The sequence below is a fragment of the Citrobacter sp. Ce104 genome, from assembly GCF_030334595.1.
Taxonomy (GTDB): domain Bacteria; phylum Pseudomonadota; class Gammaproteobacteria; order Enterobacterales; family Enterobacteriaceae; genus Citrobacter; species Citrobacter europaeus.
The window spans coordinates 24,752-48,258 of sequence record NZ_JAOWDP010000012.1; the positions used below are offsets into that span (position 1 = coordinate 24,752).

18 protein-coding genes are annotated in these 23,507 nt (G+C 50.7%); 5 read left to right on the forward strand and 13 right to left on the reverse strand.

All coding sequences use genetic code 11. The features are described from left to right. Positions 1-2: 2 nt before the first annotated feature. A complete protein-coding gene (gene kdgT / locus OGW16_RS00755) occupies positions 3-1,001 on the reverse strand; it encodes a 2-keto-3-deoxygluconate transporter (protein WP_043018129.1) in 999 nt (332 codons plus the stop codon). Between the two features lie 699 nt (positions 1,002-1,700). Here kdgT and proP point away from each other — a divergent pair. Both proP and pmrR read left to right on the forward strand, forming a co-directional pair. After that, the gene (proP, locus tag OGW16_RS00760) at positions 1,701-3,203 is read left to right on the forward strand and encodes a glycine betaine/L-proline transporter ProP (protein WP_043018130.1); all 1,503 of its coding nucleotides are present in this window, start codon (positions 1,701-1,703) and stop codon (positions 3,201-3,203) included. Positions 3,204-3,284: 81 nt separating this feature from the next. Then, complete coding sequence (gene pmrR, locus OGW16_RS00765; protein WP_008321468.1) at positions 3,285-3,374, forward strand: LpxT activity modulator PmrR; 90 nt, start codon at positions 3,285-3,287, stop codon at positions 3,372-3,374. Here the strand turns inward: pmrR and pmrB are convergent. The 7 genes from pmrB to melR all read right to left on the reverse strand — a co-directional run bounded on the left by pmrB (position 3,368) and on the right by melR (position 12,883). After that, the gene (pmrB, locus tag OGW16_RS00770) at positions 3,368-4,441 is read right to left on the reverse strand and encodes a two-component system sensor histidine kinase PmrB (RefSeq protein ID WP_087052826.1); all 1,074 of its coding nucleotides are present in this window, start codon (positions 4,439-4,441) and stop codon (positions 3,368-3,370) included. The genes pmrR and pmrB overlap by 7 nt on opposite strands. 9 nt (positions 4,442-4,450) lie before the next feature. Next, the gene (gene pmrA / locus OGW16_RS00775) at positions 4,451-5,119 is read right to left on the reverse strand and encodes a two-component system response regulator PmrA (RefSeq protein ID WP_043018133.1); all 669 of its coding nucleotides are present in this window, start codon (positions 5,117-5,119) and stop codon (positions 4,451-4,453) included. 4 nt (positions 5,120-5,123) lie between these two features. Next, positions 5,124-6,761, reverse strand: a complete 1,638-nt coding sequence (gene eptA, locus OGW16_RS00780; RefSeq protein ID WP_172862582.1) for a phosphoethanolamine transferase EptA — start codon at positions 6,759-6,761, stop codon at positions 5,124-5,126. 143 nt (positions 6,762-6,904) lie between these two features. Further along, the gene (gene adiC, locus OGW16_RS00785) at positions 6,905-8,242 is read right to left on the reverse strand and encodes an arginine/agmatine antiporter (RefSeq protein WP_003031853.1); all 1,338 of its coding nucleotides are present in this window, start codon (positions 8,240-8,242) and stop codon (positions 6,905-6,907) included. Positions 8,243-8,369: 127 nt separating this feature from the next. Next, entirely contained in the window at positions 8,370-9,131 is a 762-nt protein-coding gene (locus OGW16_RS00790) for an AraC family transcriptional regulator (protein WP_043018135.1), read from the reverse strand. A gap of 314 nt (positions 9,132-9,445) precedes the next feature. After that, complete coding sequence (gene adiA, locus OGW16_RS00795) at positions 9,446-11,713, reverse strand: arginine decarboxylase (RefSeq protein ID WP_172863295.1); 2,268 nt, start codon at positions 11,711-11,713, stop codon at positions 9,446-9,448. Positions 11,714-11,950: 237 nt separating this feature from the next. Further along, positions 11,951-12,883, reverse strand: a complete 933-nt coding sequence (gene melR, locus OGW16_RS00800; RefSeq protein ID WP_043018137.1) for a transcriptional regulator MelR — start codon at positions 12,881-12,883, stop codon at positions 11,951-11,953. Between the two features lie 269 nt (positions 12,884-13,152). Between melR and melA the strand changes: the two genes are divergently transcribed. The 3 genes from melA (at position 13,153) to OGW16_RS00815 (ending at position 16,288) form a co-directional block, all read left to right on the forward strand. Continuing rightward, a complete protein-coding gene (gene melA, locus OGW16_RS00805) occupies positions 13,153-14,508 on the forward strand; it encodes an alpha-galactosidase (protein ID WP_087052793.1) in 1,356 nt (451 codons plus the stop codon). Positions 14,509-14,600: 92 nt separating this feature from the next. Beyond that, positions 14,601-16,031, forward strand: coding sequence for a melibiose:sodium transporter MelB (gene melB / locus OGW16_RS00810; protein ID WP_043018139.1), 1,431 nt, complete (start codon positions 14,601-14,603; stop codon positions 16,029-16,031). Positions 16,032-16,033: 2 nt separating this feature from the next. Beyond that, positions 16,034-16,288, forward strand: coding sequence for a SemiSWEET transporter (locus OGW16_RS00815; RefSeq protein ID WP_043018140.1), 255 nt, complete (start codon positions 16,034-16,036; stop codon positions 16,286-16,288). A 26-nt stretch (positions 16,289-16,314) separates the two neighbouring features. Here OGW16_RS00815 and OGW16_RS00820 read toward each other — a convergent pair whose 3' ends face one another. From OGW16_RS00820 to OGW16_RS00840, 5 genes are all read right to left on the reverse strand, one after another. Then, positions 16,315-16,932: a DUF2238 domain-containing protein gene (locus OGW16_RS00820; RefSeq protein ID WP_043018141.1), complete on the reverse strand. Its 618-nt coding sequence runs from the start codon at positions 16,930-16,932 to the stop codon at positions 16,315-16,317. A gap of 148 nt (positions 16,933-17,080) precedes the next feature. Further along, entirely contained in the window at positions 17,081-18,727 is a 1,647-nt protein-coding gene (gene fumA / locus OGW16_RS00825; protein WP_286517558.1) for a class I fumarate hydratase FumA, read from the reverse strand. 96 nt (positions 18,728-18,823) lie between these two features. Continuing rightward, positions 18,824-20,164 (reverse strand): anaerobic C4-dicarboxylate transporter DcuB, encoded by a 1,341-nt coding sequence (gene dcuB / locus OGW16_RS00830; RefSeq protein ID WP_003031873.1) that lies wholly within the window; start codon positions 20,162-20,164, stop codon positions 18,824-18,826. Between the two features lie 718 nt (positions 20,165-20,882). After that, positions 20,883-21,602: a two-component system response regulator DcuR gene (gene dcuR / locus OGW16_RS00835; protein ID WP_043018143.1), complete on the reverse strand. Its 720-nt coding sequence runs from the start codon at positions 21,600-21,602 to the stop codon at positions 20,883-20,885. Then, complete coding sequence (locus OGW16_RS00840; RefSeq protein WP_043018144.1) at positions 21,599-23,230, reverse strand: sensor histidine kinase; 1,632 nt, start codon at positions 23,228-23,230, stop codon at positions 21,599-21,601. Before OGW16_RS00840 ends, dcuR begins: the two co-directional genes overlap by 4 nt. Positions 23,231-23,507 lie beyond the last annotated feature (277 nt).

Sequence of the window (23,507 nt, forward strand, 5' to 3'; positions counted from 1 at the left end):
GTTTAGTGGTGCAGGGAGTCTGCCGGGGTTGCCGCAGCCTCATTGACGACCAGATTTTTATTAAAACGTTTGGCATACAGCGCGGTGATAATCGGCACCAGAATGGCGGTGACAATCACGCTGGCGGCAACCAGCGCCGTTGCGGATGCGGCAACCGGTTCGAACGCCGGGTTAATCTGGGCGATAATCACCGGGTTTGCTACCGCAGCGCCTGCTGCGGAAGAGGCGGCTACGCCCGCTGTACCGTTCCCACCGCCAATAACGCGGTCAGCAATAATCAGTGGGATACCGGTGATAACGATAACCGCGACACCCAGCAGGATACCCAGCAGGCCTGTATCAACGATTACGCTCAGGTTAATTGTGTTGCCCAACGCGAAGCCGAAGAACGGGATCAGCACCGGCGTGGCTTTGCTGAAGAAAGAACGCAGGTCGTGATCCAGGTTACCCAACGTAAAACCAATCAGGAAGGGTAATACCGCGCCGATAAAATGGTGTGGCTCGAAGGAGGCCAGACCTGCGGAGCCGAGGATCACCATGGTCATTAACGGACCGGATTCCAGAGACATCAACACAAATGCGCCGGACTCTTCTTTGGTTCCATACTGGTTCATCAGGCTGGCGTACAAACCGCCGTTGGTCATGTCCATCGCTGAAACAATTGCCAGCACGGAAAGACCGGCAAAGAACCCGGTTTGAATACCGGTATCAGGAATAAAGGAAGCAGCAATCATTGCCACTACCCACGCCACGGCTATTTTGGTTATTACCAACGTACCGGACTTGCGTAATACCGTGCCGGTTGCCCGTAAATCAATAGATGCACCGATACAAAAAAACCATACAGCCAGAATCGGTACCGTTCCGCTGATCATTCCTTTGGTAAACGAACCGAAATACGCACCGGTATCCGGAGCTAACGTATTTAACACTGCGCCTAATAACAGGGGAATCAACATCATTCCGCCGGGGATGCGTTCAATCGTGGCTTTAATTTTCATAAACGTCCTCATGTCTTGTCGCAGCTAATACTCGCGCAAGAAAGTAAAAATTAATAAATTCAAATGGTTACTAATGTCTTTTAACAAAGAAAATCGCTATCTCTTTGTTTTATAAAATCTAACGCGGCATACGTTGAGCGTGTTGCTGCTCCCAGGGATATTGCGTCTGGAATTAGTGTGCATTCATGGGAACGTTGATTCAATCAAAATAAAACGATGTTTTAGTTATCTTCATCACATATTCCGCGCAAAATTTCTTAAACGCTCTGATTATTAAAAAAGCTGTGATCTTTTTGTGAAGGGATTAGGTGATTTTTTTGCTAGCAGAATAATAGTGACTATTGTGATTGTTGGCGCAACAAAGCGATTTATTCTTGTATTTAATTGCCAGCAAATCGCAAGCATGACATGTAAAAAAGTTGACTCAGAATGACCTGATTTACGCAGGTTGACGAAACGGAAAACTATATGTGAAGTTGATCACAAATTTAAACACTGTTAGGGTAAAGAGGTCATTAACCGCCCAATCAGGCGTCAACAGGTTCGGTTGTACTGCGTGTTTCTCGTCAGTGTAAGTAAACCTGCTACGCTTGTTACAGGGAATGCGTCTGTGCGTTCCCCGCTCGGTGATGACCCTGACGCATGGGCGTTAGGGGACTCGAACTGTAGCGTGACAGGGCTAAGTCTATGAGGACGGGTATGTTAAAAAGGAAAAAAATAAAACCAATAACGCTGCGCGACGTTACCATCATTGATGACGGTAAATTGCGAAAAGCCATTACCGCGGCGTCGTTAGGTAATGCGATGGAGTGGTTTGATTTTGGTGTTTATGGGTTTGTTGCTTACGCATTAGGTAAAGTGTTCTTCCCGGGGGCTGACCCCAGCGTGCAGATGGTTGCCGCACTTGCTACTTTCTCTGTTCCCTTTCTGATTCGACCGCTTGGCGGATTGTTCTTCGGTATGCTTGGCGATAAATACGGTCGTCAGAAGATACTCGCTATCACCATTGTGATTATGTCGATAAGTACCTTCTGTATCGGTCTTATTCCCTCGTATGCCTCGATTGGTATCTGGGCGCCGATTCTGCTGTTGCTGTGTAAGATGGCGCAGGGGTTCTCGGTCGGCGGAGAGTATACCGGGGCGTCGATTTTTGTCGCAGAGTACTCGCCAGACCGTAAGCGCGGGTTTATGGGCAGCTGGCTGGACTTCGGCTCAATTGCCGGGTTTGTGCTGGGTGCGGGCGTGGTGGTCCTGATTTCAACTATCGTCGGCGAGGACAACTTCCTTGAGTGGGGCTGGCGTATTCCGTTCTTCCTGGCGCTACCGTTAGGGCTGATTGGTCTGTACCTGCGTCATGCGCTGGAAGAGACGCCGGCGTTCCAGCAGCACGTGGATAAACTGGAGCAGGGCGATCGTCAGGGGCTACAGGAAGGTCCTAAGGTCTCGTTTAAAGAGATTGCGACCAAACACTGGCGTAGCCTGTTGGCATGTGTTGGTCTGGTGATTGCCACTAACGTTACCTACTACATGCTGCTCACCTATATGCCGAGTTATCTGTCGCATAACCTGCATTACTCTGAAGACCACGGCGTGTTGATTATTATCGCCATCATGATTGGTATGCTGTTTGTGCAGCCGATTATGGGTTTGCTCAGCGACCGCTTCGGGCGTCGTCCGTTTGTGATCATGGGCAGTATTGCGCTGTTTGTGTTGGCGATTCCGGCATTTATTCTGATTAACAGTAACGTCATCGGCCTGATTTTCGCCGGATTGTTGATGTTGGCGGTGATCCTCAACTGCTTTACCGGGGTGATGGCGTCAACGTTACCGGCGATGTTCCCGACGCATATTCGCTACAGTGCGCTGGCCGCCGCGTTTAATATCTCGGTATTGATCGCCGGTCTGACTCCGACATTGGCCGCATGGCTGGTGGAAAGCTCGCAGAATCTGATGATGCCTGCTTATTATCTGATGGTGATTGCGGTGATTGGTTTAATTACCGGCATGACCATGAAAGAGACCGCCAATCAGCCGCTGAAAGGGGCCACGCCTGCCGCTTCGGATATTCAGGAAGCGAAAGAGATCCTTGGCGAGCACTACGATAATATCGAGCAGAAAATCGAAGATATCGATCAGGAAATTGCCGATCTGCAGCTCAAGCGTACGCGCCTGGTGCAGCAGCATCCACGTATCGATGAGTAACCTTTTTCTGTAGGTCATGCCTTAAGGTTGACTTAATCTGTGTCTGGCAAACTCTCCTCCATAGTATCGGAGGAGAGTGTTATGAAAACCCGCATTTATGAAAGTTTGACCACCGTGTGCAGCCTGCTGATCGTCAGCAGCTTTTTGTACGTATGGGTGAGTTCTTACTGACCTTTCGCTAATTCCACCCAGGCGCGAGTGCCGGTGGTTCCCTGACGATTTTGCAAATAGAAATGCCCGTGATGTAACTGGGTGATACGACTGACAATGCTCAGCCCCAGCCCAATCCCGCCAAAACGGCTGTCCATACGCACAAACGCTTTGCTCAACTCCCCGCATTTACTTTCATCAATGCCGGGTCCTTCATCTTCAACGGCCAGGACGGCATCATGCCCGGTATTCAGGCTAATCGTAATATTAGTGCCTTCCGGACTGTAACGATGCGCGTTTTCTACCAGGTTTCTCAGTAACATTCGCAATAGCGTAGCATCGCCACGTACGACAACGTCCGCCGCGCTTTGCGGCAGGAGCAACGTCTGCTGGCGCAGCTCCAGCATGGTGCTGAGTTCATCGTAGGAGGGCAGAATAACGTCCTCCAGCAGTTTGACGTGCTGGTAGCTCCCGGCCGAAAACGACTGTCCGACGCGGGCAAGTTGCAGCAGTTGCGACACGCTGTCCATCATTTGGTCAAGACGGGCAATTAACGGCGTAACGTCGACCTTATGGGCTTTTGACAGTAATTCCAGATGCAGGCGAACGCCCGACAGCGGTGTACGCAGTTCGTGGGCGACATCGGCGGTAAATAAGCGTTCGTTTTCGATAGTGGTGGTGAGCCGCGTTACCAGCTCGTTGAGTGCTGAGACGACCGCCTGGATCTCAACGGTTGAACTGTGAACTTCAATCGGCGCCAGGTTATCGGCGGCCCGCGTTTCTAACTCTTTTTGCAGATCCGCCAGTGGGCGAGTGATTCGCCGTACCGCCTGGTAACAAATCAGCAGCGTCAGGCTGACCATAAAGATGCCGGGGACGATCAGGCTGGCGATGGCTTCGCGGATCTCATGCAGGATGTGGCGATCGTTATTTCTATTTTCGCGTAACGCCTGCTCGAACAACTGTATTTGCTCGGTGCTTTCGTGCCACAACCAGAAGGTGCTTATCAACTGAAAGACCAGCAGAATAAGACCGATCGTCAGCATCAGGCGATGACGAAGCGGGAGCGGTTGTTTTAGAAATTGCAGCAGCTTCACTTAGCTTTCCTCAGTGGCAACCAGCATATAGCCAAATCCCCTGACCGTGCGGATCCGTGATTTGCCCACTTTGTCACGCAGGTTGTGAATGTGTACTTCCAGCGTATTGGTCGACGGTTCGTTATCCCAACTGTAGATGTCGTTATACAGGATTTCCCGGTGTACCGGGCTGCCGGCTTTGAGCATCAGGCGTGACAGGAGCGCGTATTCTTTCGGCGTTAAGATGACCTCTTGTCCATCCATCCACACCTGGCGACGACCGATATTCAGCGTCAGATTGCCGACAATTAATTCACTTTCGCCCTGATTGTTATGACGACGCAGCAGCGCCCGGATGCGGGCGTGCAGTTCTTCCAGCGCGAAGGGTTTGACCAGATAGTCATCGGCACCCACGTCCAGCCCGCTGACCCGGTCTTTCACCGTGTCGCGCGCGGTGAGAATAAGCACCGGCACGGTGTATTTTTTCTGCCTGATGCGGTTCAGGAAATGCAGGCCGTCTTCATCCGGTAAACCCAGGTCCAGAACCACCAGGCTGTAATGTCCGGTCTCCAGACACTGCTCTGCTGCACGGGCCGTTGATACGCCGTCACAGGCATAACCTTCTGTTTGCGCGGCGAGTATCAGTCCCTGTAATAACAACGTATCGTCTTCAACAATCAGAATTTTCATTCGTTTAGCCTCCCCGGCAGGGTTGCAGAATATCATCTGCCGCCTGATATTTCTGTGTTTGCACGCCCGTTAATCCCAGCAGGGTGGAGAAGAGATTATCCTGCGAGAAATTCTCTGAGCTTGCCCGTTTTTGCAAACATGTCTGAGAGACCTGATAGCGTTGCTGATAATCTTCTGAGAGCCACAGCAGCATCGGCACATGTTTTTGCGTATCTGGCGCAATCGAATACGGCAGGCCGTGTAAATAGACGCCATTTTCCCCTAAGGATTCGCCGTGATCGGAAAGATAAACCAGGCTTGTGGTGAAATTATCCTGGTGCTCTTTCAGTATATTGATTGCTTTATCAACAATATAGTCAACGTAAAGAATGGTGTTGTCGTAAGTATTGACCAACTGTTGCTGTGAACAGGTCTGGATTTCGTTGGTGTCGCAGGTTGGCGTAAATTTCTTGAACTGCGCAGGATAGCGGTTGTAATAGGTCGGACCGTGGCTGCCGATGGTGTGCAGCACAATCACCCCGTCGCCTTGCAGGTTATTGATGTACTCTTCCAGCCCGTTGAACAGCACGTCATCGTAGCATTCACCGTCAATACACTGCCCTGGCAGGTTCAGCTTAGTCATATTCTGGTGCGGTACCCGATCACAAGCCCCTTTGCAGCCACCGTCGTTATCGTTCCACAGCACGTTAATTCCCGCCCGTTGAATAATGTCGAGCACGCCTTCCTGATGCTGCGCCAGTTCCTCGTCGTAGTGCGCGCGCGGCATATCGGAGAACATGCAGGGCACCGACACCGCCGTCGCCGTTCCGCAGGAAGTGGTGTGGGGGAAATAGACCACATCATCTTTTTCCAGCAGCGGGTTGGTCTGGCGCGAATAGCCGGATAGCGAGAAGTTATCGCCGCGTGAGGTCTCGCCGAGAACCACAATCGTCAGGTTCTTACGCTTTTCTTTCACCATCAACGGATTGCGATGGGCATCTTCACCAATGCGCACCAGCGGCAGATGGGCCAGCCTCTGATGCGAATACCAGGAAGACGTCGCTACAATGCTGTTAGATGGGCTGAGGGATTTCACCAGTTCTTTGTTGTTGCGAAACAGTGAGGCGTAATCTTTATAGAAGAACGCGGCGACCAGCACGATCAGCAGCGCGGAGACCAGAATGTTCGCGCCACGAAACAGTACGCTGCGTAGCGCCGGAGTCATAGGCTTGATTCTGACCCAGCAGGCGATGAGCGCGGCCAGAATACCGCTCACCCCGAGCGTGATGAGCATTTGCGGCGTCAGCAAAGCGAAGGTTTCAGCGGGCGTGGTGTCCATCATGTTGGCGATCATCGAGCGGTCGATGATGATGCCGTAGGTCATGATGAAATATTGAGCCGATGCGCCAACCAGAATGAAAATGCACGCCACCAGGCGATTTAGCCACAGGAATGAGGCCAGCGTCAGCACAATATTCATGACGCTAAATGCGACGATCGGCATTGATAAAAACACCAGCACGTTGCGCACGGAGTCCAGTGGCAGGTCTTGCAGAACTTGTTTATAGAACGCAATGTTCAGGAAGGTCGCAAGATAAAATGAGATCAGCAGAAGCCAACTGATGAGCCCGAGAGTGGGCCTTTTAAACAGGAGCTTTAACATTAAGGGGGTTCCATCGACTAAGTGGCGCAAATCCTCTCAAAGTAAAATTAAGCCAACCTTAAGTTCTTAATGTTGATTTCAAGAATAACGGGGGAAGGCGTCAGCCCGATGATCCTATGCCATCGGGCTGACGACTGTTTGCGTTAGTTATTGTTTACCGGGGCATCCAGTGGATACGGGTTTTTATGGATCCGATTGTAGTTCAGTGCGTACAGCGCGGTGATGATCATCAGCGTAACGAACGACCACATCACCTCTTTGGCGCCGGAACCGACTACCGCCCAGATGCAGTAGACAAAGGCGATAAAGGTCACCAGTAAGTACATCGGACGCGCTTTACCGAAGTGGCCATGGCCGAGCAGCAGCAGCGCGGCGCAGGTGTAAAGATACGGCACCAGGGTGAAGATAACGGAGACCGAAGAGACCAGACCAAACTCTTTCGCTGCGTTCGGCGACATACTGCTGAACTGGAAGATGGTCATCAGGATGCCGACGATAATTAATCCGGCAACTGGCGTACCAGCTTTGTTCACGCGGGCAAAAATGGGTGGGAACAGGCCGTCATCGGCTGCCGCTTTGGCGGTTTGCCCGGCAAGCAGCGTCCAGCCGCCCAGAGAACCAAGGCACCCGGCCGCGGCACAGAAGGAGACAATCGCCCCTGCGGTGTCACCCAGCGCCATACGTGCGGCATCACCGAACGGAGAAGCTGAAACACGCAGCGCCGCGTTAGGGATCATACCCATAATCGCCGTGGTGGAGAGCACATAGCACACGGCGGCAATCAGCACGCCGCCCATAGTGGCGATAGGCACGTTACGTTTGGGATTTTTAACCACGCCTGCCGCGACGGAGGCGCTTTCCACCCCGATAAATGACCACAAGGTGACGTTCAGAGTGCTTTGAATCGCGCCGAAGGTGTTCATGCCGCTGACGTTCCAGGCCGCCATATAGGTTTCACCGCGGAACCAGAACCAGCCGAAAACGGCAATACCGACAATTGGCACCAGCGCCAGTACCGTTGCGACGGCCTGCACACGGGTGATCATTTTCGGTCCGACAATGTTCAGCAATACGAAGATCCACAGCACCACGACGCAGGTCAGCGTCAGGACCAGCGGATCTTTTAAGATGGGGAAGAAGTAGCTCAGATAACCGACGCCAATGACCACCATGGCGATGTTACCAATCCAGCACGCCAGCCAGTACAGCACGTTGGTCTGATAGCCTAAAAAAGGACCGAAACAGCGGCGGGCATAAGCATAAGAACCACCGGGACTGGAGTCTAAGGACGACATTTTTGCGTACACCATCGACAGTGCTAAAGCACCGATAATAGTGACCAACCATCCGTAGATTGCAATCCCGCCAGTTGACGCAAGGTTTGCGGGCAGCAGGAATACACCGGAACCCATAATATTCCCCGACACCATAAGGGTGACGGGGATTAAGCCCACTTTGTGAGCATCAGCATCCGTCGACATATTTTTTAACTCCTGATAAGGATAAATGACGCTTAATCATACCTCTTCAGAAGACTATTTTATGGTGACGGACTGGGGGTATCGCTAATGCTGATATTATTATGGCTTATCGCTATCTGATTAAAAATCAGGCAGCGGATGGCTCCCTATGTTGACTGACATAATGCAGTGGCGTCATTCCATAGAACTCTTTGAATACAGAAATAAAGTATGAAGTACTGTTATATCCGCACAGTTGAGATACCTGGGAAATGTTTTTGCCGTCCATCAATAACTGATTGACGGCATAACGCATGCGACATGTGGTAATTATTTGGCTGTAACTTGTATTTTCACTTTTGAGCTTTTTCTTTAACAAACTGGGACTCAGGCATAAGCAACTGGCGACCATGCTTAAATTCCAGTCTTTATGTATATCGCTCTCAATAATGTGATAGACGCTATCGCTGATACGACTACGTAGTATATGCATGAGCAGAGAAATAAACTTTTTGCTGCCGAGAAAACGTGATAACACCGTGAACAGTAGCGAGCGTGTGCGCTCACTTTCACCTTCGTCCACTGTGTCCATAACGCTATGTTGGGCGGCAACACGGAAGACATCCGGCGTCAGACACGCGGCGGTCATCACTGGGTTGGCACTCCGTTGCCAGAGTGGAATCTGTGAAAGGTCTTTATTTAAAAATCGCAGATAGTCTTTAATGATATCGCGACTGATATGTACGACCAGTGCGTTATTAAGTGATGAGAAATCGATAATATTATTATCGCATGCCACCAACGCCATATGATTAGTTTTTAAGCTGATGGCTTCTTTACCGTTAATCCTTAACCAAACATCCTTCTCCGCTAATACAACAACACAAGCTGCTCTGCTGCAAACCCTCATACCCAAACTCCAGGAATATGAACATAAAACACCGTAGCCCATCATCAGATGAACCATATCGGCTAAATTGAAATTGTATGATGAAACCAGGACTGCAATAAAATAACGTGTCTGAAATTAATTACAATGTTTGCGGGATTTTTCTTATGTACACAATTTTGTACGCAAGTGGAAACGTGCTATTTGCGTATAAAAAAAGCGCGGGGTGGTCCCGCGCAAAAAGGTATGACAATGTTATTGTTTTGCAGCAATACTCAGGAATTACTCAAGAATGACATGTCTACCTTAAACATCGGACTATCTATAAAGCGACATTATGCTTTCACGCACATGACGTGATAAACACCGTCAATAATTTCCGTTCCTTCGGTTTCATGTTCAAATCCAGGGAAGTGGTGGTCCCAGGACTGCAACGAACGTAGATAACTAATCTGCGGGCTATTGGCGTCGCCAAAGTTTTCCCCGGACAGCAGCATTGGAATTCCCGGTGGGTAAGGAATCACGGAATTCGCCGCTATACGACCCGGCAGATTTTCAATGGCGACCATCTCAACGTTATCGCTGACTATCGCGTTATAGGCTTCACGCGGGGTGATGTCAGCAACAGGCAGGCCGGAGTAGGCCGCGTTGAGTCGGCTGCCAGGGTTGTTCTCCTTCAGCCAGGCAAACATGGTGTCGCCCAGATCGTGAATGCCCATATTGGCGTAAGTTTCAGGATGTTCCTCAACCAGTTCCGGCATCACCTGCGCCAGCGGTGTATTGGCATCGTAATGGTGTTTGAATGAGCACAGGGTGTTGATTAGCGTGCCCCATTTCCCACGAGTAATCCCCATTGAGAACAGGAACATAATCTGGAAATCAGTGGTTCGGGTCGGTACGATACCGTGGCGGCCAAGCCAGGCGGTGACCAACGCTGCCGGTACGCCGCTCTCTTCCAGTTCGCCATCGTCCCCCATCCCCGGCGCCAGAATGCTGACTTTGATTGGGTCCAGCATGCTCCAGTTATCCGGCAGGTCTTTAAACCCGTGCCAGGATTCACCCGGACGCATCACCCAGCAGTTCTGGTCAGTGGTCAGGAGTTGGGTTGGCGCATCGGCAAAGTCATAGGTTTTGCCGGTCTGCGGATCGGTTACCACTTCTTTGTTCCACGGTTTGAAGAACCAGTCGCCTTCGGCGGTGAATTCTTTATACAACCGTGCCATGGCCTGACGGAAATCGACCGCTTCGTCGATCACTTCCTGAGTCAGCGACAGACCGCTGTTGCCGTCCATCATGGAAACCGCCACGTCGTTTGATGCGCAAATGGCATACAGCGGAGAGGTGGTGGCGTGCATCATGTACGCCTGGTTGAAGCGTGAGAAGTTCACGGCCCCACGACCTTCACGGACGTGAATGTAAGATGCCTGAGAGAGCGCATTCAGCAGTTTGTGGGTCGAGTGGGTGGCAAAAACGGTAGGACCGTTATGATCGCCCGGCGCACCACGCATAGCGTAGTGATCGGCATAAATTGGGTTGAAGCGGGCATAGCCGTACCAGGCCTCATCGAAGTGGATGCGATCGCTGGTTTGCGCGAGCAGGTCCTGAGCCTCTTTGGCGTTATAACAAACACCGTCATAGGTACAGTTGGTCACCACGCTGTAAGACGGTTTTTGCCCGACTTTGCCTTTGGTCAGCGGGCTTTCGCTGATTTTTTTCTGTAACGTTTCAGGCTGCATTTCCTGCGGGTAGATAGGCCCGATAATGCCGTACCGGTTGCGGCTTGGCACCATGTACACCGGTTTTGCTCCGGTAAGGATTAGCCCCTGCTCGATAGATTTGTGGCAGTTACGATCCAGCACCACGACGTCGTTGTCGGTCATGCAAGCCTGCATAATGGTGCGGTTAGAGCCGGAAGTCCCGACCACAACGGACCAGGAGCGGTCAGCGCCAAACACGCGGGCGGCATATTTTTCACTCTCGCCAAACGCGCCGGTGTGATCCAGCAGCGAGCCAAGGGATGCGCGTTCGATACCCATGTCGCTACGGAATAAATTTTCGCCGTAATAATCATGGTAAAAACGACCGGCCGGCGTTTTAGTGAATCCGACGCCGCCCTGGTGGCCTGGCGCGGCCCAGGAGTATTCATGGATGTCGCCGTACTTCATCAGCGCGCTAAACAACGGCGGCAGAAGCTGCTGGCGGTAACGGGTCATCGCCGCAACGGCACGCCCGGCGATAAAGTCTGCGGTATCTTCCAGAATCCAGGCGAATTCATCGACAAGCTCCAGCAGGTCGCGATCCAGCGATGCGGTGGCTTTTTCGCGATCGCCCAGCAGGAAAACGGGAACGTTTTGCTGGCGCTCGTGGAGCTTGCCGATCAATTGCCTGACGTTCAGGTGCTCGTCTTGTTGTTCCATTTGATAGCTGAACATCAGGCAATCAATGGCTTCATTGGCGGCGAGGATTGCGTAACCATCGTCGAATGAGGTGGACTTAATGACGGTAACATTTTGGCGGCTTAATGCGTCAGCCAGACGTTCGACAGCGCTACCGATCCAGGTGTCCTGATGCAGAAACTCACTTTCAACAATTAATACTTTCATCATCTTTTACCCGGTTGTGGAAAGGTTGCAATTTATGGATTGCAGACACACCGTATGAATGTGACGCAGGCAAGTATTATCCTGACAAAATGAGCTGTAAAGCGGATGAAAAATAGGCTGATTTGTATTTAATTTGTTTTTAAACAATCGGTTATGTTCGCTTGTTGGCGGTTTTTCACCGCCGTTTATCGACAGGGGGAATATTTTTTTGGCTGATACTGATATTGGCGAATGATATCAGCCAGCCATTGTTTGCCGACGCTGCTGGCTCAGTTTGCGGTACTGCTGCGGCGACATGCCGACAAATTTGCTGAAGGTGTCATAAAAACGGCTACTGGATCGGAATCCGGCGGTTAACGCAACGTCGAGAATGGTTTTATCGGTATCGCTAAGCAATGCGCGGACGTGATTGATGCGCATCGCGGTGATGTACTGCTTCATGGTGAGTTGCATCACGCGCTGGAAAATCCCCATTGCGTAGTTGGCGTTGAGCTTCACGTGCTCCGCGACGTCGTTGATCGTGAGCGCCTGGTCGTAGTTATCGGCAATAAAACTCAGCATTTGGCTGACGTAAAACTGGGCGTGCCGGGACACGCTGTTTTTGTGTGTCCGCGAGGTTTTATTGACCAGGATAGGCTGCCAGCCGGAAAGGCTAAACCGCTTGAGCATCAGACCAATTTCATCAATGGCGAGCTGGCGAATTTGCTCGTTCGGGTTGCTCAGTTCCTGTTGCCAGCGCTGAACTTCAAAGGTGCTCAGCTGCTGCGACGCCAGCGATTTGATGACCATGCCATGAGTAACGTGGTTGATCAGTTCGCGATCCAGCGGCCAGGAGAGGAAAAGGTGCATCGGTAAATTGAAGATAGCCATGCTTTGGCAACTGCCTGGACGCGTGAGCTGATGCGGCGTACAGGCCCAGAATAGCGTGATGTGTCCCTGTTTTATCTGCACCACTTCGTTGTTGATAAGATACTCGACGTCGCCATCAAACGGCACATTGATCTCCACCTGCCCATGCCAGTGGCTGGCAGGCATTGCATGCGGTGAGCGCAGCTCAATGTCCATCCGTTGATATTCTGAGTACAGCGACAATGGGCTGCGAGTTTGTTCTTCATCGCTACTGCACATGTGCGGATCGGGGGGAAGAGGCGATGTCGGTAGTGTACTCATGGTTGCTCCATTTCCTGAATTATCAGAATCATGTCATTTGCTGCGCATTAAGGCTGAGAATCAGGACACAAATCGGACCGATATCATTGAGCATAGCGAGAGTTTGGGACCGCATACTCTGCTTTTTGGGCAATTTTGTCCCATAAACTCAGATCCACTAGCGGGCAAAGAGGCGATCTGAGTTTATGGGAATGCTCGCCAGGGAAGTCGGAAGTTTTCAGCTATGCGCTGTGCCACCATGACTGTGTTCACTAATGTTCTGGAGAGTCATGATGTCTGCACCCAAAATTACCTTTATCGGCGCCGGTTCCACGATTTTCGTCAAAAATATCCTTGGAGACGTTTTTCATCGCGATGCGCTTAAATCTGCGCATGTCGCCCTGATGGACGTTAATCCTACTCGGCTGGAAGAGTCACACATTGTTGTGCGTAAGTTGATGGACTCAGCGGGCGCGTCCGGACGAATCACCTGCTACACCGATCAAAAAGCGGCATTACAGGACGCCGATTTTGTGGTGGTGGCTTTCCAGATTGGCGGTTATGAACCTTGTACCGTCACCGATTTTGCGGTGTGTAAACGTCATGGTCTGGAGCAGACGATTGCCGACACGTTGGGGCCTGGCGGTATTATGCGCGCACTGCGCACTATCCCGCATTTATGGCAGATTTGTGAGGACATGACCGAAGTTTGTCCGCAGGCTACCATGCTTAACTACGTTAACCCGATGGCGATGAACACCTGGGCAATGTATGCACGCTATCCGCATATTAAGCAGGTTGGACTGTGTCATTCGGTGCAGGGAACAGCGGAGGAGCTGGCCCGCGATTTGAACATCGACCCGGCCTCTTTGCGTTATCGCTGCGCCGGGATCAACCATATGGCGTTTTATCTGGAACTCGAGCGCAAAACGGCTGACGGTGCCTATGTGAATCTTTATCCGGAACTGCTGGCGGCTTATGAATCCGGTCAGGCGCCGAAACCGAATATTCACGGAAATACGCGTTGCCAGAACATTGTGCGCTATGAAATGTTCAAAAAACTCGGCTATTTCGTCACCGAGTCTTCGGAGCATTTCGCCGAATATACGCCATGGTTTATCAAACCCGGGCGTGAGGATCTGATTGAGCGCTATAAGGTTCCACTGGATGAGTACCCAAAACGCTGCGTGGAACAGTTGGCGAACTGGAACAAAGAGCTGGAGGAGTACAAAACGGCGGCGCGAATCGATATTAAACCGTCGCGCGAATATGCCAGCACTATCATGAACGCTATCTGGACCGGTGAACCGAGCGTGGTATACGGCAACGTTCGTAATGACCATTTGATCGATAACCTGCCGCAAGGCTGTTGTGTGGAAGTGGCTTGCCTGGTCGATGCGAATGGTATCCAGCCAACGAAGGTGGGTACTCTCCCGTCGCATTTGGCGGCTATGATGCAAACCAATATCAATGTTCAGACTCTGCTGACGGAAGCCATCCTGACAGAAAATCGCGATCGTGTTTATCACGCGGCGATGATGGATCCGCATACCGCTGCGGTATTGGGGATTGAGGAGATTTATGCGCTGGTGGATGACCTGATCGCGTCTCACGGCGACTGGCTGCCGGCCTGGTTACACCGTTAACACACAATCACGCCGGGCAGAGTATCCGGCGTTTAACCTCTGACGTTTCCTCTTACAGAAGGCGGGCGCTGGTAACAGCGACCCGATACCCTATGAGCATCTCTCTGACAACAAAACTCAGTTATGGATTTGGAGCGTTTGGTAAGGATTTCGCCATCGGTATCGTGTACATGTACCTGATGTATTACTACACCGACGTGGTGGGATTATCGGTAGGCGTCGTTGGAACGTTGTTCCTGGTGGCAAAAATATGGAATGCGTTTAACGATCCGGTGATGGGTTGGATAGTGAATGCCACCCGGTCGCGTTGGGGAAAATTTAAACCCTGGATCTTACTCGGCACGTTGGCGAACTCGTTGGTGCTGTTTTTGCTTTTTAGCGCACACCTGTTTGAGGGGACGGCGCAAATCGTATTTGTTTGTGTGACGTATATATTATGGGGAATGACTTACACCATTATGGATATTCCATTCTGGTCGCTGGTCCCTACCATTACGCTGGATAAACGCGAGCGTGAACAACTGGTGCCGTTCCCCCGTTTCTTCGCCAGCCTTGCCGGGTTTGTCACCGCGGGCGTGACGCTGCCTTTTGTGAGCTATGTTGGCGGGGCCGATCGCGGCTTCGGTTTCCAGATGTTTACGTTGGTGCTGATTGCATTCTTCATCGCGTCGACGCTCGTCACATTACGCAACGTTCATGAAGTTTATTCCTCCGACAGCGAGGCAACGGCGGACAGCAGTCGTCTACCGCTAAAAACGATTCTCGGGCTGATTTACAAAAACGATCAGCTTTCATGCCTGTTAGGGATGGCGCTGGCTTACAATGTTGCGGCCAATATTATCACCGGATTTGCGATCTACTATTTTACCTATGTTATTGGCGATGCAGATCTTTTCCCGTATTACCTGTCATATGCCGGCGCAGCGAATTTATTAACGCTGATCCTCTTCCCACGTCTGGCGAAAGCGCTTTCTCGTCGAATACTCTGGGCTGGCGCTTCAGTGATGCCTGTTTTGAGCGCAGGCGTATTGCTGATTATGGCTCTGGCGGAGTACCACAATACCTTCCTGATCGTTACCGCGGGGATTTTCCTGAATATCGGTACTGCGCTTTTCTGGGTGTTGCAGGTCATTATGGTGGCGGACACCGTCGATTACGGTGAATACAAATTCAATATTCGCTGTGAGAGTATTGCCTATTCGGTTCAGACCATGGTGGTTAAAGGGGGATCAGCGTTTGCAGCATTCTTCATTGCAGTGGTACTTGGGCTGATTGGTTACGTACCCAATATGCCTCAATCAGCGGAAACAATTCTCGGAATGCAGTTCATTATGATTGTCCTGCCCACATTGTTTTTTATCGTCACACTGCTGCTCTATTTCCGTTTTTACCGACTTAACGGCGATACGCTGCGCAGGATCCAGATCCATTTATTGGATAAGTACCGTAAGGTGCCGCAGCACGATGAGCAACCGGATATCCCGGCTATTGCGGTAGCCGCTCCAGGCGATATGAAGGCGTAACTATGGAATGGCATTCGTGGATTGGGTATTTGGCAGCCTGCCTGACGACGCTCTCTTTCTTACCGCAAGCGATTAAGGTCATTACCACCCGCAACACGCAGGGTATCTCCGGTTTAATGTATGTGATGTTTGTGTGTGGGCTGGTTTTGTGGCTGATTTACGGATTATTGATTGAAGATACTGCCGTCAGCATGGCGAACTTTCTGACCCTGTTGTTCGCCTTGCCGATTCTGGTTATCAAATCTCGTAATGGGTAGGGCAGACTGCCGGATAAGCGTGAGCGCTATCCGGCAGTTTTTAACTGTCTGTTGTGCCAGCCAGCCAATAACAGCACCGTTGTCAATGCGCCGAGCAGAGCGCAGAACATATCTGACTGGGTATCCCACGGGTCGCCCTGCGTACCAAGAAAATCATCCGCCCCCTGGCCCATTGCCAGCGCCGCCCACCATTCGATCAGTTCATACATTGCGCTAATCGCCAGCGCTACGCAGCAGACCAAAAATGCCAGCATTTTTCGGCCACGAACAATACTACCGCGCACTAAGATCTCTCTTGCCGTCAGGGCAGGCACCAGCCCCTGGAAGAAGTGACCCAGCTTGTCATAGGGGTTACGACTGAGATCCAGCCATTCCTGAACCTGAAAACCGACGGGGACTTTAGCGTAGGTATACATACCGCCGACCATCAGAATGATGGCGTGCAAGAAAATGAGCGTGTAGAGCAACGGCGTCAGCGGGTAGCGCTTAACGGTCACCAGCAGCAACGGGACAACAATAATGACCGGCGTGACTTCCATCAGCCAGGTTATTTTCTCCGAGGCGGAGATTCCGGTGTAGATAAGAATCAACGCCAGGAACAGCGCGCCAGAGTACAAAATTGTGGGGTTCAGTGTGCGGAGCATTGCGAATTCACAAGTAATGGAAAAGGTTACTATTCCCTGTGAGCGGTAAAAATTCAACGCCAGTAAATGGGGGGATAAAGTTGGCCCGGGGGGATCACTGGACTGACGCCAAAAAAACAGGTGTCAGTCCAGTGCCGGGCCGAATGGGTTACCTGGCGCAGTTAGCGCATTGTTTGCTGACGATTTGCTGGAAGAAATCGTTGCCTTTGTCATCGACCAGAATGAAAGCCGGGAAATCTTCTACTTCGATTTTCCAGATAGCTTCCATACCCAGCTCCGGGTATTCCACGCATTCCAGATGCTTAATGCTCTGCTGCGCCAGTACTGCTGCCGGACCACCAATGCTGCCTAAATAGAAGCCGCCGTGTTTGTGGCAGGCGTCAGTCACCTGCTGGCTTCGGTTACCTTTTGCCAGCATGATCATGCTGCCGCCGTGAGACTGCAGCAGGTCAACATAGGAGTCCATACGACCCGCGGTGGTTGGCCCTAAAGAGCCGGACGGATAACCCGCAGGTGTTTTGGCCGGACCCGCGTAGTAGATCGGATGATCTTTCACGTACTGCGGCAGGCCTTCGCCGGACTCAATACGTTCTTTCAGCTTCGCGTGAGCAATATCGCGACCAACAATAATGGTGCCACTCAGCGACAGGCGGGTAGAGACCGGGTACTGAGAGAGCTGGGAGAGGATCTCTTTCATTGGGCGGTTGAGGTCAACTTTAACCACTTCACCTTCGCCCGCCTGGCGCAGGGATTCCGGAATGTACTGAGCTGGGTTATGTTCCAGTTTTTCGATCCAGATCCCTTCGCGGTTAATCTTGGCCTTAATGTTACGATCTGCGGAGCAAGAGACGCCCATACCGACCGGGCAGGACGCGCCGTGGCGAGGCAGGCGGATCACGCGGATATCGTGCGCGAAGTATTTCCCGCCAAACTGGGCGCCGAGGCCGAGTTTTTGCGCTTCTTCCAGCAGTTCCTGTTCCAGTTGTAGATCGCGAAACGCCTGGCCCTGAGCATTACCTTCAGTCGGCAGTGCGTCATAGTAATGCGTGCTGGCCAGCTTCACCGTTTTAAGGGTGCTTTCCGCTGACGTGCCGCCAATGACGAATGCGATGTGGTACGGCGGGCAAGCTGCGGTACCTAGCGTGCGCATTTTCTCAACCAGGAAGTTTTTCAGTTTGCCGGGAGTCAGCAGCGCTTTGGTTTCCTGATACAGGTAGGTTTTGTTCGCTGAACCACCGCCTTTAGCCACGCACAGGAATTTGTATTCGTCACCGTCCACGCTGTACAGGTCGATTTGCGCGGGCAGATTGGTGCCGGTATTCACTTCTTTGTACATATCCAGCGCCGCGTTTTGCGAGTAGCGCAGGTTATCTTCGATATAGGTATTAAATACGCCTTTGGAGAGGGCCGCTTCATCGCCGCCGCCGGTCCATACGCGCTGACCTTTTTTACCCATGATAATTGCCGTACCGGTGTCCTGGCAGGTTGGCAACACGCCTTTGGCGGCGATTTCGGAGTTTCTCAGGAACTGCAGCGCCACGTACTTATCGTTTTCGCTGGCTTCGGGATCATGGAGAATTGAGGCGACTTGCTGTTGGTGTTCAGGGCGGAGCATGAAGGAGGCATCGTGGAAGGCTTGCTGGGCCAGTAGCGTAAGTGCTTCAGGGGCTACTTTCAGAATTGTTTCGCCTTCAAACTCGCCGACGCTGACGTGATCGGATGTCAGCAGGTAGTACTCAGTTTTGTCTTCCCCCAGTGGGAAAGCCGCCTGGTAAGTGAATTCAACTTTTGACATTTGCTTCCAGCCTTTTCATTTTTCTCAGGAATTTTAAAATTCTCTGTGTCTTAACGGTGGCGTGCCGTACCAACGTGGACGGCACGCGAACTGTAATTACAAGAAACCGTACATTGCGGCGAAGATCCAACCAAAGACACAGGATACGCTTACGCCGATCAAACCTGGCAGAATAAAGCTGTGGTTGATAACGAAGCGGCCGATGTGGGTGGTACCGGAACGGTCAAACTGAATAGCCGCCAGGTCGCTCGGGTAGGTCGGCAGAATGTAGTAACCGTAACATGCAGGAGCGGAAGCCACGATGTACGCTGGATCAACCCCGATTGCCAGCGCGACCGGAACAATCGCTGCCAGCGCCGCTGCCTGTGAGTTTACAAATTTGGAAACCAGCAGCAGAACAATTGCATAGGCCCACGGATACTCTTTCACCATATTGCCCAGCACACCTTCGATTTCTGTCATGTGCGCGCCGAACATTGTTTCGGCCATCCAGGCAATACCGTACACCGCCACAATCGCGATCATACCGGAACGGAAGACTTCGTTTTTAGATATTGAAGCGGGATTGGTCTTCGTCAGGATAATAATCAGCGCACCGGTCAGCAGCATAAACATCTGGATGACCAGTACCATTGACAGCGGTTTGCCGCTGAAGGTAGGACGCAGCTCAGAGAACGCGCCGAGCACGGCAACCACGGCGATTGCGGCAAGGAAGATCCACATGGCCAGCCAGTTGCTTTTCGGCAGTTTTTTGTCTAACAGCGTGGCGGTATCGCCATACACATAGTTGTGGTTTTCAGGTACGGAAATGAACTTCTGAAACTCTTCATCTTTATCCAGATCTTTACCGCGAAACCAACTGAAGATACCGATCGCCAGGATACCCAGCAGGGTAGACGGGATGGTGATGCTGAGCAGGTCGAGGAATTCGAGATGCTTGCCTTCAAACGTGACGTTCCCCAGCATTGCCACCAGTGACACAACGGCGACGGAAACCGGGCTGGCGATAATCCCCATCTGCGCACCGATAGAACTCGCCGCCATCGGACGTTCTGGACGAATATTGTTCTTAATGGCAACGTCATAAATGATTGGCAGGATGGTGTATACCACGTGGCCAGTACCGCAGAGAATCGTCAGGGTGCAGGTCACGAACGGGGCGACGATGGAAACGTATTTTGGGTTACGACGCAGCAGCTTTTCAGCGATTTGCAGCATAACGTCAAGGCCGCCGGAGGCCTGCAGGGTTGCCGATGCGGCCACCACGGCAATAATAACCAGCATGACATCTACAGGTGGTTTACCCGGCTGGAGATGGAAAACGAAAACCAGAATGACCAGGCCGATACCGCCTAATAAACCCAGCGCGATACCGCCCTTTCTGGCACCATAAAACAAACATATTAATATTATGAGAAGTTGTATACTAAATAACATTTTATTTACCCTCGCGAAAAACCCAGTCAATTTTTTGAAAAATGGATCTGTGCCACATCCTTTTTTGCCAGAATAGGCATCAAAAAATGGTCAGTATTCGATATGTCCGTATTTGCGATTAATGTTCAAATGTCTTGCTAGAATGTTTATTTAAAGTTATGGCGATATTTTGCTTTTTTCTGTGGCTTTGATCAGAGGAGAGAATCCTCAGGCGATGGGAAGCAGAGCTGGACATAGAGAGCCGCGGTTGACGCTGTAATTTATCTGTTTTGCGTTTTCCGCTATTACGTGAACCACCGACAGAATGAGTGAGTGGGTTATTTATGTGATCACGCTCACGCCATTTCATGATTTGATGAGGTTGGCGTGCGGATACTTTTATTTGCTCACAAAAATGTACGGTGTCCATGGTACGTAGCATGGTCTCCATTGCTACCAGTCTAGATTTTGTATGTCTGGTTAATTTCAGACTAATCCTTTATGGGTAAAAATACACACTCTGCGAGTTAGATAATACTTAATTAACTTTTGTTAGCGATTTTGAAATTAAAAACAGTGTGACATTAATCAATATTAAAATAACGCATTTAACATGCCGGATACAAATATATTTGATCTAACGCAAATTTATAATTCTGCAGCATGAACCAGTAAAATAGGGATTTTTCATTATTTTAATAATTGTTACCTTCAAATAACAAATAATCCCCAATTGTTTTTATTGGCAATATTGTTTAAGCAATGAGTAATGTTCCGCCTGAACGCGGTAACGATAAACCGGTCGACCGGTTACGCCATAATGGATGCTGGTAAATAAAATGTGACAATTGACGAGCCAGATAAGATATTTGCGGCAAGAGACGCGCGAGATATTGACCTCGTTGGCCAGTTCATCGGTGGAGAATTCCTGATCCTGATGCTCATCAATCCACTGGCACAGCGTGCGTAAAGTTTGTGGCGTTAATCCTTTGGGTAAGCGCCGCACTTCCTGCTCATTAGAGGAGCTACCGTGAATCAACTGGTCAAGCTCAGACTGTTCATAGTACTGATGCTTTTCCATTTCAGTTTTCTTCTGTAGCCAACCGGTTAGCGCCTCTTCAAAACGGGAAGCCTGGAAAGGTTTGATCAGGTAGTCAACGACACCATAGTGGAGAGAGTCTTTGATGGTGGTCGCGTCGGCGGCGGAAGAGATGACAATGACATCACACTTGCAACCTTCGCTGTGCAGAACAGGCAACAGATCCAGACCGTTTTCTTTTTGCATGTAAATATCAAGCAAAATCAGGTCGATATGATGACCGCTATGAAAGATTATCTCTTTTGCTTTCTCCAGCGTGGAGGCTGTGCCGCAGCAATGAAAACCGGAGAGTTGCGCGACATAACGGCGGTTTAATTCCGCTACCATTGCATCGTCATCGACAATTAAGACATTGATCATCTGCTGGCCCTCTCACCATTCCACGGTAACTGTACAAAAAATTGGGTGAAGATCCCAGGTTCAGACTCGACGGATATATTACCGCCAACGTTTTCAACCTGTTGTTTAACAAGCGCTAAACCTACGCCCCGTTCGGTTCCTTTTGACGAAACGCCCTTCTCAAAGATGTGCTCAATGTGTTCGGGGGCGATCCCCGGACCATCGTCATTCACTTCGCAATGCAACCAGCCGTGTCGATAATGCAAGGATACGCTGATCTCACCGCCAGGTTCTTGACCTAGCGCCTCCAGGGCGTTTTCAATCAGATTCCCCAGAACGGTAATCAGCACCGCCACCTGATCTTCGTTGCTATTTTCTGGCAACTGGCTTTCATTACTGATCACCAGGCTATGGCCTAAATCAGAGGTACGATTAATCTTACTGAGTAAAAATCCTGCGATCACCGGAGATTTTATTTTTCCTAACAGTGAGCCAATCTCTTCCTGGTAATTGTTCGCGGTCTTCAGGATGTAATTTTCAAGCTGCTTATAACTTTTCAGATGCAATAATCCCAGAATCACGTGCAATTTATTCATGAATTCGTGGGATCGTTCACGAAGTGCATCGGCATAGTTAACCATGCCGTCCAGTCGTTGCATCAGTTTTCGCACTTCAGTCTTATCTCTGAACGTTGAAATGGCCCCGATGATTTTACCGTTGCTGAGTACCGGAACGGTGTTAATTAAGAGTAGCCGATCCTTAACCATGATCTCTTCATCGCGACGCGGCGTCCCGTCATGCAGTACCTGTGAAAAATCGACTACCTGTGACCACGCGTGGCTGAGCGTGGAGAGCTGGGCATCGTCTTGTGACTTGTGGTAATCGAGCAACTCCTGCGCAGCCTGGTTTATCAGCGTCACTTCACCGCACTCGTCAACGGCAATGACGCCTTCTTTTATCGAGTGCAGCATCGCCTGGCGTTGTTCGAACAGATTGGAGATTTCATAAGGTTCCAGACCAAACAGAATGCGCTTGAGGACCTTAACGAATATCCATGTACCGAGCAGCCCAACCAGCACGCCAAATAAGATGGACCAGATGATGCTGCCGCGGCTGTTATTGATCTGTTCAGCAACTCTGCTTAGCTCAAGACCGATCGCCACCACGCCAATTTGCCGGTGATGTTCGTCATATATAGGAGTGAACACCCGCAGGGCTTTAGCCAGAAATCCGCGATTAATGGCGACATTCTCTTTACCTTGTAGGGCCAGCAAAATGTCATCGCCTTTAAACGGCTGACCGATTCGCTGTGCTTCGGGGTGGGAGTAACGAATGCTTTGCATATCGGTGACGACGATGAACAAAAAATCGTTGCTCTTATTCACCGCCTGAGCAATCGCCTGAATGCCGCTTTCTGCAGGCTTTTTCATTAGCCCCTGGCGGATCTCCGGGGAGTTTGCCAACGTTCGTGCGACCGCAAGCGCTTTACCTGCTAACGCATCGCGCGTCATATTGCTGATCTGTGAGAAATAAATCAGATGAACGACAAGCAGCACGGAGAAGAGTACCGCACTGACCATGAGGATCACGGTAGTGCCGAGCTTCATCGGGCGTTTGCGTATAGCAGTACGTTGCAGAGAGTGTCTCATCACGGTCCTGGAATCACGGTTTGTACGGGTATTATCGCCTGATGGGATGCGTAATTCAAAGGTGGTAGGGATGATGGGGCATGCACTACCTGTGCATTCCTTCTTTATATACCGTAGAGCGAGTTTCTTTCTATATAGCGATTTCCTTATTCGTTTTCTCTTCTTTTCAGGGATGTTGACCGCTAATTTTCTTACGATTGTGGATAACTCTGTGTGTAAATGGGTATAAGGCGGGGTTTTGCTGTGGAATGCAGCACTCAGTCATTTTTCTGTCATT